Source organism: Mesorhizobium sp. M1142, assembly GCF_040318565.1.
GTDB lineage: Bacteria > Pseudomonadota > Alphaproteobacteria > Rhizobiales > Rhizobiaceae > Mesorhizobium.
This window is the reverse complement of record NZ_JAMYMK010000010.1, coordinates 140,108-153,653: the sequence shown is the minus strand read 5'-3', so window position 1 is coordinate 153,653 and position 13,546 is coordinate 140,108. Positions and strand designations below refer to the sequence as shown.

At 60.3% G+C, this 13,546-nt stretch carries 11 protein-coding genes and 1 pseudogene; 10 read left to right on the top strand and 2 right to left on the bottom strand.

The window, feature by feature from the left end; genetic code table 11:
• The first annotated feature begins 4 nt into the window (after nt 1-4).
• The 5 genes from NKH42_RS18355 to NKH42_RS18335 all read left to right on the top strand — a co-directional run bounded on the left by NKH42_RS18355 (nt 5) and on the right by NKH42_RS18335 (nt 5,339).
• On the top strand, nt 5-1,186 hold the full coding sequence (locus NKH42_RS18355) for a glycosyltransferase family 9 protein (RefSeq protein WP_352507296.1): 1,182 nt from the start codon (nt 5-7) through the stop codon (nt 1,184-1,186).
• Nucleotides 1,187-1,195: 9 nt separating this feature from the next.
• The gene (locus tag NKH42_RS18350) at nt 1,196-2,380 is read left to right on the top strand and encodes a glycosyltransferase family 9 protein (protein WP_352507294.1); all 1,185 of its coding nucleotides are present in this window, start codon (nt 1,196-1,198) and stop codon (nt 2,378-2,380) included.
• On the top strand, nt 2,370-3,548 hold the full coding sequence (locus NKH42_RS18345) for a glycosyltransferase family 9 protein (protein WP_352974343.1): 1,179 nt from the start codon (nt 2,370-2,372) through the stop codon (nt 3,546-3,548). The genes NKH42_RS18350 and NKH42_RS18345 overlap by 11 nt, the downstream gene beginning before the upstream one ends.
• 301 nt (nt 3,549-3,849) lie before the next feature.
• Nucleotides 3,850-4,629: a sulfotransferase domain-containing protein gene (locus NKH42_RS18340; RefSeq protein ID WP_352688356.1), complete on the top strand. Its 780-nt coding sequence runs from the start codon at nt 3,850-3,852 to the stop codon at nt 4,627-4,629.
• 14 nt (nt 4,630-4,643) lie between these two features.
• On the top strand, nt 4,644-5,339 hold the full coding sequence (locus NKH42_RS18335) for a sulfotransferase family protein (protein ID WP_352777871.1): 696 nt from the start codon (nt 4,644-4,646) through the stop codon (nt 5,337-5,339).
• Nucleotides 5,340-5,368: 29 nt separating this feature from the next.
• Here the strand turns inward: NKH42_RS18335 and NKH42_RS18330 are convergent, their stop codons facing one another.
• Entirely contained in the window at nt 5,369-6,349 is a 981-nt protein-coding gene (locus tag NKH42_RS18330) for a glycosyltransferase family 2 protein (protein ID WP_352507290.1), read from the bottom strand.
• Nucleotides 6,350-6,568: 219 nt separating this feature from the next.
• Between NKH42_RS18330 and NKH42_RS18325 the strand changes: the two genes are divergently transcribed.
• From NKH42_RS18325 to NKH42_RS18310, 4 genes are all read left to right on the top strand, one after another.
• Nucleotides 6,569-7,732: a glycosyltransferase family 4 protein gene (locus NKH42_RS18325; RefSeq protein ID WP_352507289.1), complete on the top strand. Its 1,164-nt coding sequence runs from the start codon at nt 6,569-6,571 to the stop codon at nt 7,730-7,732.
• 113 nt (nt 7,733-7,845) lie between these two features.
• Nucleotides 7,846-8,619 carry a glycosyltransferase family 2 protein gene (locus NKH42_RS18320; protein ID WP_352507288.1) on the top strand — a complete coding sequence of 258 codons (774 nt, stop codon included), beginning with the start codon at nt 7,846-7,848 and terminating at the stop codon, nt 8,617-8,619.
• Nucleotides 8,620-8,727: 108 nt separating this feature from the next.
• The gene (locus tag NKH42_RS18315) at nt 8,728-9,450 is read left to right on the top strand and encodes a glycosyltransferase (protein WP_254817270.1); all 723 of its coding nucleotides are present in this window, start codon (nt 8,728-8,730) and stop codon (nt 9,448-9,450) included.
• A 227-nt stretch (nt 9,451-9,677) separates the two neighbouring features.
• Nucleotides 9,678-10,715 carry a phosphatidylglycerol lysyltransferase domain-containing protein gene (locus NKH42_RS18310; RefSeq protein WP_352507287.1) on the top strand — a complete coding sequence of 346 codons (1,038 nt, stop codon included), beginning with the start codon at nt 9,678-9,680 and terminating at the stop codon, nt 10,713-10,715.
• Nucleotides 10,716-11,306: 591 nt separating this feature from the next.
• Here NKH42_RS18310 and NKH42_RS18305 read toward each other — a convergent pair.
• A pseudogene (locus NKH42_RS18305) lies at nt 11,307-12,231 on the bottom strand (ABC transporter ATP-binding protein); the annotation flags it as partial.
• Nucleotides 12,232-12,548: 317 nt separating this feature from the next.
• Here NKH42_RS18305 and dusA point away from each other — a divergent pair.
• Nucleotides 12,549-13,541 carry a tRNA dihydrouridine(20/20a) synthase DusA gene (dusA, locus tag NKH42_RS18295; RefSeq protein ID WP_352751716.1) on the top strand — a complete coding sequence of 331 codons (993 nt, stop codon included), beginning with the start codon at nt 12,549-12,551 and terminating at the stop codon, nt 13,539-13,541.
• Nucleotides 13,542-13,546 lie beyond the last annotated feature (5 nt).

Sequence of the window (13,546 nt, the reverse complement as noted above, 5' to 3'; positions counted from 1 at the left end):
GCCGATGACCAGCTTTTATCACGGTTCCTATGTTCGGTATGTGATTGGTGGACTGGGCCTTCAGGTGCGCCGGTACAAAAAGGCGGTGCGCAGGTTGTTTTCCGGCCCCAAGCAGCCGCGGTCCATTCTTGAGCTGCAAGCCAGGGTTGAGGCCCTGATCGTTCGCAGGGACTGGAAAGGCCTTGAAGCCGGTACCAATGAGATAGCTGTCGCGGCCGATCATAATCGCGACCCGGAGCTGATGCAGAAGGCGGGCCAGGCATTCGAACGGCTTGGCAACTTTGCGCGGGCAGCTGAGCTTCGGCTTTCCGCTCGCCGGCTGCGGAAAGGGAAAAGCGCGAACGAGTGGACCGGCGAGAATCTCGGATCGGATACACTGCTGATCGACCTTGTGGAGGATGACCCGCGCAGCCTTGGCCGGGTTATCCGCCACGCGCGACTGGCCGGCGCTGCCGCTGCCTATGCGCAAAGCGCAACAATCCGGGTCGAGCCGCGCCTGGTACCAATTCTGCAGCGAACGTTCCCGAAGGCGACCGTGGTCCCGGCGCAGCGGAATGTGGTCGCCAACAAACGTGCGACTTTCGAAGATCTCGCCTGGGTGTTCGGACGCGATGCCGAAAAGCTTGCTGCCGACTTCGTGCCGCTGCGGGCAGATCCTGAACACGTCGAGACATTCCGCAAGCGCTATCGGGCGATGACGGATCTGCCGCTGGTCGGCCTCTCCTGGGGCAGCAAATCCCACACCAAGGACGTGCCTGATTTTCCTGAATGGGCACGGTTCATCGCCCAGACACAAGCGACCTTCGTTTCGCTCCAGTACGGACAGATCAAGCCGGCGTTGCGGCGCCTTCGCAACGGCAATGAAGCGCGTCTGATCTTTGACGACGGCGTCGACCAGATGGTCGACATGGACGGTTTCGCGGCACAGGTCGCCGCACTCGATGCTGTCGTGACGATCAGCAATACGGCGGCCCATCTTGCCGGAGCCCTTGGCGTGCCGACTGTTTTCCTCATCGACGATAATTTTCAGACGGCATGGCCGGTGACCGGCGACCGGACACCCTGGTATCCGAAGGGCATTGTCATTCGCAAGGAGGGGCGCACTTGGTCGCTGGTGCTCGACGAGGCCGGCCGGCGGCTCTCATCGATCCTGACGGCGCTTTCCGACGCTCCCCGAGGACGATAGAACATCGCCGTGCAGAACAGACGAACCATCCTTCAGAAAGCAAAAACCGCCGATCTGCGCCCGCAAGGCGCCGCCGGCAAGCGGCTGCAGAAGGTTCTCGAGCGGGCAAAGGAACTTCTTAGACGTCCCTCGCGCCACGCCGACGAAAGTGCCGAAAGGCATATGAGGCTGATGGAGGAAAGCGTGCAGCGTGGTGACTGGCAAACTGCTCGCGACCATGCACTGGCGCTTGGCGCGCTTGGTGAGCAGCTTGGCGATCTCGGCCTGATCAAGAAAGCGGGGCGCGGACTGAGGCGTCTCGACGGCGGAAATCGCATCTGGCAGTTGATGGCGGCGAGCAAGCAGCGCGGCAGACCCGATTGGGATGGCAGTGATCTTGCGGGTCGCACGCTTCTCGTCGATCGTCGCGAAGGCGACCTGGCGATCTTTTTCCAGTTCGCGTCGCTGCTTGGTCCAGTCGTCGCGGCTGCCGGTCGATGCATCGTCTTCGTCGAGCCGCGACTGGCACCGCTTTATCGCAGAACATATCCTGCGCTCGATGTTAGGATTGAAGGGGAAGAGGACATGGCGGCAGTGGACGCCGATGTCGTTGCCGGTTTCGAGACACTCGCAAAGCATTTCTGGCCGGACGACCCGGCGGCACGCGCGCCCTTCGTTCCGCTGGAGCCGGACCGCCGACTGGTTGCCGAGCTGCGCGGCACCTATCTCGATGGCGGCCCAGGTCCGCTGATCGGATTTGCCTGGGGAAGCCTGAACAAGAGCAAGGATCTGCCGGCTCTGGACGATTGGCGGACGCTGTTCGGCAGCCTGCCGGGGCGCCTCGTCAGCTTGCAATATGGCGATGTCGGGCCGGCTCTCTCCGAGTTCGAGCGCCACGCGCCGGGCCGCATCATCCATGACGCTTCCGTCGACCAGTTGACGGACATGGACCGCTTTGCCGCCCAAATCGCGGCGCTCGACGCAGTGGTGACGGTCAGCAATACCGGCGCCAACCTGGCCGGAGCGCTCGGCGTGCCGACGGTTGTCATGCTCGACGACGGGTTTCGACTGTCCTGGCCTGCCTTCGGCGAGACCGTCGCCGCATATCCGAGCGTTCGACTGGTCCGAAAAGGCGGCCGAACCTGGGCGTCGGCAGTGCAGGAAGCAGGCGGACGGGTCATGCAAATCATCGGCGGAGCTGGCGATGGAAGGTAGCCTACTTCTCGGGCGGTTGCGCCGCGCTGTCGCGCTTGCAGGCTACAAATACAAGGTCTGGTTCCGACGTCACCGGCGGCAGCTCTTCCTTCGCTGGCGTGACGGCGACATTGCCGATCAGATGGCGGATTATCGGCGAAGCGTCGAGTCCCGCGATTGGCCGGCGGCACTGCCGAAAGCCCTGGCTCTTGGATCCATTGCGAGATCGAGGGGCGAGGTCCACCTGATCGACGAGCTCAGCAAGGCGCTGATGCGGATGGGCGCCTATGGCGCAGCCGCCGAACTCAGGATTGCACGACGCCACATCGTCAACGGCCGCGTCGATGGCGAGTGGCTGGGCCAGGATATTTCTGGCCAGACACTGCTGATCGATCTGATGGAAACCGAAAAGCAGGGTCTGGCCACCGCGATCCATCATGCCAGCTCCGTCGGCTGTGCCCTGGCGCGCGCCGCCCGTTCGATCGTCCTCGTCGAGCGCCGCCTGGTACCGCTCTTTCAGCGCACTTTTCCAACTGCCGATGTGCGGCCGGTCGGTGCTGGCGGCAAGGCCGTCTATGCCGAGGCGCAGGCCTTCGCCGGCGTCCAGCATCTGACTGCCGTTTTCGAGACCGACGAGGCGACGATCCGCGAGCATTTCGTGCCCCTTAAGCCGGATCCGGCCCGGGTCGCTGAACTTCGCGCCCGCTACCGGAAGGAAGGGCGGCCGTTGGTCGGTGTCGCATGGGGCAGCTCCAATCCCGGCAAAGACCTGCCGCCGCTTGCCGCCTGGCGAAACCTGATCGGCCGCCGGGACCTCCGGTTCGTCTCGCTGCAGTACGGCCAGATCGAGACCGATCTGAAGATCCTGACCGACGGTGAGCCGGAGCGCATTCTTTATGACAGATCGGTCGATCAGCTCGTCGACATGGACCTTTTCGCCGCGCAGGTTGCCGCGATGGACGCCGTGGTGACCATCAGCAATACCGGAGCGCATCTGGCGGGCGCGCTCGGCATCCCCTCGGTTTTCATTCTGGGCGACGGCTTCAAGCGCTCCTGGCCGGTCGAGGGCGACCGCACGCCCTACTATCCATCGGCCGTGCTGGTCTCGAAACGGGAACGCCCCTGGTCCGTGGTGATGAGCGAGGCCGAGGCCATCCTGGCGCCATGGATCACAAAAGTGAGTGGCTAATGCATGTCGTCCGAAAGCGCGTCACTGAATACGCATCGACGCGATCCGCATTAAGCGTTCGGCCGACGGATCGCGGAATGGAGCGCCCGTGTCGAACACTCGTCGCAACAGGCCAAAAAACATAAGGCATTCCGAACCGGGATATAGTAAAGGCCAATTCGCCCCGCAGAGGATCGCAATTCTTGCCGGCATTTCTGCCTTGTGTTCGAATCAGCCGTAGGCTTAGGCGCCCAGTAATGGGGTTGGTCTGGCCTGCAGCGGTTCGGGCGCCAGCTCTGATAATCTAAAGGAGGTCTCTCCCATGTCCTTTCTAAAATTTTTCCAGGCCAAAGCGCCGCCTCTTCCTCTTATCGTATCCTTTCCAAAATCAGGGCGCACGTGGCTGCGTGTCATGCTGGACGATCTCGGAGTTGAAGTTCAATACATTCACGACGGAACCGACCACAAGTTACTTCGACCAAAATCGAGCCTCAAGGAGAATAAATCTCGATACAAGAAGAGAAGAACAATAATGCTTGTTCGCGATCCAAGAGATACGGTGGTCTCAGGGTACTTTCAGGTTCAGAAGCGCCACATGCTTCCAGCCGGATCGTTCAGTGATTTTATCAGAAGCGACAATCATGGGATTGAAAAGATCATCAGATTCAATCTGCATTGGTTCGCGGCCATGCCCCGGATGCGCGAAATCCGGTATCTTCAATATGAAGATATGCATCGGGATACGGCTGGTGTCCTTCGCGCGATCCTTGGATTCCTGAACCAGCAGGCTGACGATCAGACGCTTGTCGACGTGGCGAACAACCGAACCTTCGACAAGATGAAAGTGAGTGAATCGACCGGTGATCTGTCCGATCGATACGGCAAGATATTACAGCCGCGCGATGCGAATGATCCCGAAAGCTTCAAGGTGCGCAAGGGTAAGATAGGCGGTTACGGCGAATATCTTTCCGAGAACGACGTGGCCTATTGTGACGAGCAGTTAGCCAAGTTCGAATATTGGGAGAAGCTGGACAAGGTCTTTAGCACGAACGGCTTGTGCTACGCTCGCGTCGATAACCGCGCCCGGGTCGCCTTGGGTTAGGGGGCATTGCCGACATGGTGATGCGGACCGGATTCATTTGCGGCTGCGGCCATAGCGGGACGACGTTGATTGCGACGATCCTTGCGTCGCATCCTGACGTCTACCTGCCGCTTCAGGAAACCAACATTTTCTTCAAGTGGACGCCACTGGCCATGTTCCGCTTCTGGAAACTGAAGCGGGCGGCGCGCGAGGCTGGAAAGAACGTGCTGCTTGAAAAGACGCCGCGGCATATCCGCCGTGTGGCCCGCATTCGCCGGCTCGTGCCCGGCGCGCGTTTCATCATGCCGGTGCGAGACGGGCGCGACGTCGTGGCGTCGCTGACGAAACGACTTGACGACCCACAGGAGGCTCTCGACCGCTGGATCAACGATAATGCGCTGGTTCTCGCGGAACGGGGAAAGCCGGATGTGCTGATCTATCGCTATGAGGATCTGGTCGAGAAACCGGCCAAAGTGGTCGAGCAGATATGCGGCTTTCTTGATGTGACCTTCAGCCCGGATCTCCTCGACTACCACAAGAACCCGCAGCAATGGTTCAAGCCGACCGACGCCAGCGTCGAGACGCCACACGAGGTGCTCCGGAACCACCAGGTCAATCAGCCAATCTATGACGGGAGCGGGAGATGGCGCTCCGAACTTGGAAACGCCGAGTTACAGGACCTGGTACAAGGACGAGGTGCCCAGCTCATGAAAGCGTTCGGTTATGCATGATGTTGGTTCGGCATCTGCCGGAGTGCCGTCTACCAATCAATTTTGTCGATCAAACCCGTTTGGAATAGGCTGTGAGCGCCTTCGTACAGCATTGACTGTTCGCTCATCGCGCTGAGAGCGGCTTTACCGCTCGATACCTCATGATACTGGCGATATTTGGAAGCGCCGTTCCAATACTGACCTTCCGCCACCGCGACCTGCGCCTTGTCGTTGAAATCGGCGAAGAACTTGAAATGAAGCAGGCCGGCCAATCCCTTTATATAGTTTCGCCAGTAGGGCAGCGGTGCGTGAATCGACGTAAAAATCGTCTGGCGATCAACATATATCAGAGGAAACTTGGTCAACTTGTGCTGCCTGGCGAAAAGCCGGGTCCTCGGGCCGCCTGTGATCTTGAGATGCCGGGGGCTCCTCGTCACCTCATAGCCGCTGCCGTCGAAATGGTCCGCAACCTGCCATGGCGGCACGATGGGATCGAAGGGTACGTCCCAGATGTTTCCGCTCGGATACATGTCGATCATCGGCGCCAGCAGGCGTGTCATTCCGCGCCGCTTGAGCCAGGCGGCCATCGCGCCGAGCGGATTCTGATCCATGCCGTCATAGACAAGATATTCGTCCGCATCGACGGTCAGATACCAGCGAGGCTGACCATAAATCTGCACAAGACGCTGCCGCCAAAGGTTTCCCAGGTCCGACTGAGAATAGGTGAGCGGCGAGCTGAATAGATCGACATCTGGCTGCTCGGCCAGAAGCTCAGCTGTTCCGTCGGTTGAGCGATCATCGAGGACGGCGAATCTGGTGACGCCGAGCTCGCGATAGTGCTTCAGGAACGGGCGCAGCCTGTCCGCCTCGTTGCGGATGACGAGGATCAAAGGCAGGTCATTCGCTTTAAGGGGCGTTATCGGCCGTAGCGATGACACTTCTGCCCGCCTTCCGAAGGTGCGTCTCAGCCGATATATGGCGGTGTCGGTAATCGTCCGGCGGACAATGGCGGGCCAGGTTGCTTTGCTCAAGCCGTCGCTTCCCCCTCATAGCGGTCACTACCCGGCTGGCGCTGATCCGCTGTTTGCAGTTAATTTCTACATGCAGCACCGTCAGGCAAATCGCAAGCAGTCGCGGACAATGGACACAGGCCTGTTCTGAGTTCCGCGAGTGAGCCTTCCAACTGTTGCCGATGCGCGCTGGCCTCTATAGACATCGTCAGATGGCAACAAGGCCGGAGCCCTGACCCAATGCATGCCGGCATTCGTGGCATCGAAAATCAATTCGACAGGCCGATCCTGTTCGTGCGCCAGCGTTATGCGCCCTTTGGGGGCGGCGAGATCATGCTGGAAAACATCATGGCCGCATTTGCCGCGCGTCAGCGGCCGGTGGCCGTGCTCTCGGGTGACTGGCCGCGCTATGAAGGCGTAGAATTCATCCATTGCGCCGGCCGCCGCTTTCCGCGTTCGCTGCGGGCGGCGTCCTTTGCTCAAGCCGCCTGCCGCAAGATCGCCGAGATGCCACCGGCGCTGGTGCAGAGCAACGATCGCCTCCCGTGCTGCGATGTTTTCCGGGCCGGGGAGGGCGTTCATGCCGCCTATCTTGCCGAACGGCGGCGTTTCGAGACGCGGCTCGGCAGGGCGGCAATGGCGCTGAGCCCCTTTCACCGCCAGACGCTGCGCCTCGAGCGCGCAACCTATGCCAGTCCACGGCTCAAAGCTGTCATAGCGATTTCGAAGATGGTCGCCGAGGACATTGTCCGTCACTATGATTATCCGGCCGAAAATGTGCACCATATTCCCAACGGGGTGGATCTCGACCGCTTCAATCCGCAACTGCGCCAACAGCATCGGGCCGCGGTCCGCGCGCAGCTCGACGTCGACGAAAACAGGCCGGTCGTCCTGTTTGTCGGCTCGGGCTTTGCGCGAAAAGGACTGCTTGCACTGATGAAGGCTGTCGCCAGGCTCGATGGCGAGCCGGAATTGTGGGTCATCGGCCATGATTCGCGCGCCAACGCCTTCAGGCAGGCCGGTAACAGGCTCGGTCTCGGCGCACGGCTCAAGATGCTGGGGCCGCAGAAAGACATGCTGCCGTGGTACGGCGCGGCCGATATTGCCGTGCTGCCTTCCATCTATGATCCTTTCGGCACAGTGGTCATCGAAGCGATGGCCAGCGGCTTGCCCGCCGTGGTAAGCACCGGCTGTGGAGCGCGCGAGCTTGTCGAGCGGTTCGAGCCGACGCTCGTTTGCGATGCGGCCAGCGAACGTGACCTCGCAGCAGCGCTCGCCCACGCGCTGCAGTTGGCGTCACGACCTGAAACCGGAGCCCGGGTGAGAGTGGCGGCCGAACACTATGATTTCAATGTCATGATCAAGCGAATGATGGCGCTGTATGAAAGCCTTGATCTGAAATGATTTTCGACTTTGTTGAATTAGATTAGTACCCTCAATGTGCTAACGGGCCGGGAGCCGATGCTGCAGATGCATTCGAATGACAGTGGCAGCTTTGATGCCGGAACCTTCTGACCGTGCCGGCGCTCTCGGTCATTATCATCACCCGCAACGAGGAGGCGTCCATCGCGCGCTGCCTTCGCTCGGTGGATTTTGCAGACGAAATCATCGTTCTCGACAATGACAGCAGCGACAGCACCAGGGAGATTGCCGGTGACTTGGGGGCCAAGGTTTTGATGACCCTTGATTGGCCCGGTTTCGGCGCGCAAAAAAACCGTGCGCTGGCCGCGGCAAGGGGCGATTGGATCCTCTCGCTGGATGCCGATGAGTGGGTGGAGGCGCCGCTCGGCACGGAAATCAGGGCCGTAATCGCCGACCCAAAAGCCTATGACGGCTTCGAAATACCGAGAAGATCGCGCTTTTGCGGGCACATTGTCCGCCATAGTGGCTGGTCGCCCGATCTAGTGCTCAGGCTCTTCCGTCGCCGCTCCGGGCGCTTCAGCGACGACACCGTGCACGAGAAAGTAGTGTTGAACGGAAAGGTCGGGCGATTGTCCCAGCCGATCGAGCACGACTCGATCACCGACCTGGCAGATGCCCACGACAAGATCGGCCGGTACGCAGAAGCATCCGCCGCGCAGCTGCTTGCCGAGGGCAAAAAAAGCTCGATAGGCAAGGCAGTTTTGCGTTCCGTCTGGGCCTATGTGCGCAGCTATATTTTCCGGCTGGGATTTCTGGACGGTTCCATTGGTGCGATGGTGGCCGCGTATTCGGCCAGCTACACCTATCAGAAATGGGCGCGTGTCGCATTGGGAATGCGAGGCCGGGTCCACCCAAAAAAGCAAGGCTGAGGCCAGGACAAATCTGTGAGAAACCGGCTCGGTTGACCGCAATTGTTGCCGAGCCATCGCCAACTAGTTAGTGTACGACCGATAAAATCGAAAGCCAGGGTAGTGAATATGACTGATGCGTTTAGGGTATTTATCGGATGGGACAGCCGTGAGCCGATCGCGTACGACGTCGCGCGACACTCGCTGCTCAAACATGCGTCGGCGCCTGTCTCCGTCATTCCGATCAAACAAGACGAGATGCGTGCCCGCCGGCTGTATTGGCGGGAAAAAGATCCACTCGCCTCGACGGAGTTCACTTACACGCGCTTCCTCACGCCTTTTCTCGCCGACTACACGGGCTGGGCCCTGTTTTGTGATTGCGATTTCCTGTGGCTTGGTGACGTCGCAGGCCTGCTGAAATATACGGACTCGGACAAGGCGGTCTATTGCGTCCAGCATGACTATACGCCGAAGGCCACAACCAAGATGGATGGCGTGGTCCAGACATCCTATCCTCGGAAAAACTGGTCGTCGCTGATGCTGTTCAATTGCGCGCATCCTTCGGTCAAATCGCTCACGCCAGAGGTCGTGAATCAGGAAAGTGGCGCCTATCTTCACCGAATGCAGTGGGTTGCCGACAAAGATTTGGGTTCATTGCCGGTAGAGTGGAATTGGCTCGAAGGCTGGAACGAAAAGCCTGCTGTCGGCACACCTAAGGCGGTCCACTATACGAGCGGCGGCCCGTGGTTTGCCGAGTGGCAGAATGTCGACTATGCCGACTTGTGGATAGCAGAACGCGACGAGTTCCTGGCTTCCGATCAGGCAGAATCTTCTCAGAGCGCAGTTCGATAAGAGCATCGTGTTTGGCAGGTGACCTGGGCGCTTCCGAAGTGGCATCGGCGTCGGCAACAACGCGTGGTGCCGCCTCGGGGCGGGACCGGGGCAGATTGCGCCTAGGAATCTGGCGGTTCCGGCTGGGGAAGCATGACGCGCTGAGATAAGGATCAGCTCGCGGCAATATGATCGGTTTGGGGTCCGTCAGCTCTTTCATCGGCCTAGCCGGCACGCGAAAGTCGACCATGTCGTCACTGCGAAGACGCCTCGATCGTTTCCTGGAAAACCGCGGGCGTAAAATACCGCGGCTGCGGCTGAACCATGTCGAGCGCCTGTTGCTGGTCCGTCGCCATGGTGATTTTTCCCTTGCCTATTCGACCGCCGTGCAGAAGGGGCTTCACTACTTCGGCGATGCCCAGGGCTACATCGCTTACGGAACCAAAACGCGACATCACTTCGCGCTCGGTGATCCAATGGCTGCCCCGGCCGATCGGCGCGACTATATCGAACGTTTCATCGAGGTTGCCGGCAGCCCGTGGTTCGTGCAGATCGGCGAACAGACGGCGCACGTGCTTGCCGGACTTGGCTATCAGGTCAACCGCCTCGGCGTCGACACCAGGCTTGTCCTGCCCGGCCACGACTTTTCCGGAAAGCGCAATGAGACAGTGCGTTATTCCGAACGCTGGCTCTTGAGGAAGGGGTTTTCCTTCGCGGAGGACAATGGGACCGTCTTCCTCGACGAGATTGCCAGGCTCTCCCAGAATTGGCGGGCCGACCGCATCGTCAAGCGCTGGGAGATGAGGTTTCTCAACAGGCCTTTTGCCGATCACCTTGGCGTCGATATGCGCCGTTTCGTCCTGCACGGTCCGGATGGAGAGCTCGTGGCCTTGCTGGATTTCGATCCGCTGTTCAGCGACGGCAAGGTCATCGGCTACACCACGTCGTTCAAGCGCAAGCACATCGATGCCTCGGCGCATGCCGAGATCGGCCTGACCAAATTCGCGGTCGACCGCTTTCGCGACGAAGGTGTTTCCGTGGTCACCCTCGGCCTGTCGCCGCTTGTCGAAATCGGACCTAGCGGGTTTGCCGAAAGCGATTTCTGGCGGCGCGCCTTCCAGCGTGCCTATGAATCGCCGTGGGTCAATCGCACCCGCTTCAACCTGCAGGGGCAGGCGGCCTTCAAGCGCCGGTTCCATGGTGTCGAAGAGCCGACCTATCTCGCCTTTCGCAAAGGGACCTTTTTCGAAGCGCTTTCTTTGCTCCGGCTGATCAGGGCCGTCTAGTGCCTGGTGGATGAGGGCTCGTCATCTCCCAGCATGGTCGACACCACGCCGGCCAGGCTTGGTTCTTTAGGTGGGAAAGGAATGCCGCGGCGGGAGCAAAAAGACCGGCTGCGACGCGCCGGACCATTCTGCTGCGTCCCCCAGTCCCGCCGGCTACTTTTGGCAGCACGAGAACGGCTCCGCATCAGCGCGCGCCAAGGGGCGGATTCACGGTTGCTGCTGCGTACCGCCAGGAATAACGAGAGTACCCTGGCCCGGCCTTGAGTATCTGAAGCCTATGAAGAACAAAGCAACGATGATCAAACAAATGACGATGACCGCGACGACGCTGCCAGGATGGTGTCCGGTATCTGGCGGTTGGACCATTGCCTTCCCGTATGGCTATCGCCGCTGACCTTCTTCATCTTCCAACCGAGCATGACGACTGTCAATGGATACACGAGCTACCCCCGCCATCCAATCAGCAGCCGGTAGTGTCGAACACGTTACGCGCTTGCCGACCGAAGCTGATGATGGACCGAACCACAACTTATCCTAAGCACGCCTCCATCGCTGCGAAGCGTTGAAGGGCGGCGATCCACCGCGGCTTAGTCAGGCCGGAAACAGGAATGCAGCAGCCGGATCGAAAAAGACCTGCCGGGTGCAGGGCGACACATCCTGCGATTGCATGGCGGCGGAGGTCGGCCTGATGTCAACCTCCTGCCCAGCGGCGATGCGCGCGACGATCCGCCGGCGCTAGCCGTAAAATGCGATGTCGACGATCTCGACATTCAGTTCCGCGCTCGCCGGGCTCCGCTCCATGCTAAAGGCTTCGGGCCGGATCATCAGGCCTGGTCTTCTGGCCTTTGCCGAACGTGCCGTTGGCCCTGACTCCGGATATGACCCAACAGTCTGTCATGCGGATCGTTGTCGTGCCGTTGGTGGTGCCGAGATGTTCGGCAGCAAGGAAATTGGAATTGCCGGTGAAGCCGGCAACGGAATCGGTCGCCGGCCTGAGATAGAGATCCTCGCCGGTGCCGGTCTGCTCGATGCGGCCATCCTTGAACAGGGCGATTCGGTCCGACAGATGCAGCGCCTCTTCCTGATCGTGGGTGACGTAGAGAATAGTGACGCCGGTCTGGCGATGGATGCGGCGGATTTCGCCCTGGATTTCCTCGCAGCTTCTTGTCGAGCGCCGACAATGGCTCGTCCATCAAAAGGATCGGACGATCGTAGGCCAGCGCCCGGGCCAGCGCGACGCGTTGCTGCTGGCCGCCCGACAGCGCACCGGGTAAGCGCCCGGCAAAGCTTTCGAGCCGCACCAGGGCCAGCATGTCGGCGACCTTTTTCTTCACCTCGGTGTCCGGCCGGCGGCGAACCCGCAGCGGAAAAGCGACGGTTTCGGCCACCGTCAGATGCGGAACAGCGTGTAGCGTTGGAAGACCATGCCGATGTTGTGCTTGTGCGAAGGCACTGCAAGCAGTGATTTTCCTTCCAGCAAGACATCGCCGGAAGTCGGGTCCTGAAAGCCGGCGATCACCGAAATGACCGAAATCATGGATGCAATCCGGTCGCGCAAGCCGGACGAGGCGGCGGCGGCGCGGCGGCATGTCGAATCCGCGTGGCAGATCGCCCGCAACACGCTTCGCCTTGGCTGACTGGTATGCCGCCGGCGGTGCATCGTTCCACGGCAGGCATCTAACTGGTGCGTACAGTGACATTGTGACATGCCAATTTGCTTTCAGTTGCGGCGGCAAAATCGTATATCGGGTTAGTTAGGTGTTGTATCTCTTGCTAAATTGCTCTGTCATTCGAACGGAGTATCGGACGGACTGAGACAGAGAAACTAGTAAAATGAATATGTTACGCCACAAAGTTGCCGTGGCACCTATGATGGACTGGACGGACCGGCACTGCCGGTTCTTCCATCGCCAGCTGACGCGCGAGGCGCTGCTCTACACCGAGATGGTGGTGGCCGATGCGGTCATCCACGGCGCACGCGAGCGGCTGCTTGGCTTCGACGACAGCGAACATCCGGTGGCGCTGCAACTCGGCGGCGCCGATCCGGGAAAGCTGGCCGAGGCGGCGCGCATCGGCGAAGCCTTCGGCTATGATGAAATCAACCTCAATGTCGGCTGCCCGTCCGACCGCGTCCAGTCGGGCACCTTCGGAGCCTGCCTGATGAAGGCGCCTGTGCTCGTCGCAGATTGCGTTGCGGCGATGAAGGCGGCGGTGAAAATACCGGTTACCGTCAAGTGCCGCATCGGCGTCGATGAGCAGGATCCGGAACCGGCACTCGATGCGTTGGCCGATGGTGTTTTCGCGACTGGCGCCGACGCGCTGTGGGTGCACGCCCGCAAGGCCTGGCTGGAAGGACTGAGCCCAAAGGAAAATCGTGACATCCCCCCGCTCGACTATGACCGCGTCTATCGGCTGAAAGCCAGAAAACAAAACAAATTCATCGGCATCAACGGCGGCATTCAATCTCTCGCAGAAGCGCTGACGCATCTCGACCATGTCGATGGCGCCATGCTCGGCCGCGCTGCCTATCACACGCCAGGGATACTGACCGGCATGGATGCCGCGTTTTACGGCAGCACAGCTGAGTTGTTCGACTTTGCCGCGCTGATCGACGCCATGGCGAACTATGCAGCACGCCATATCGAACAGGGTGGACGGCTCGGGCATGTCACCCGGCACATGGTCGGGCTGTTTCACGGCCTGCCTGGTGCACGCCGCTACCGGCAGATCCTCTCCACCGAGGCGACACGGCCGGGTGCCGGACCGGAGGTGCTGAAGTCAGCCTTCGCCGAGGTCGATTTCGGCAGGACCGCAGAGGCGGCCTGAGCAAA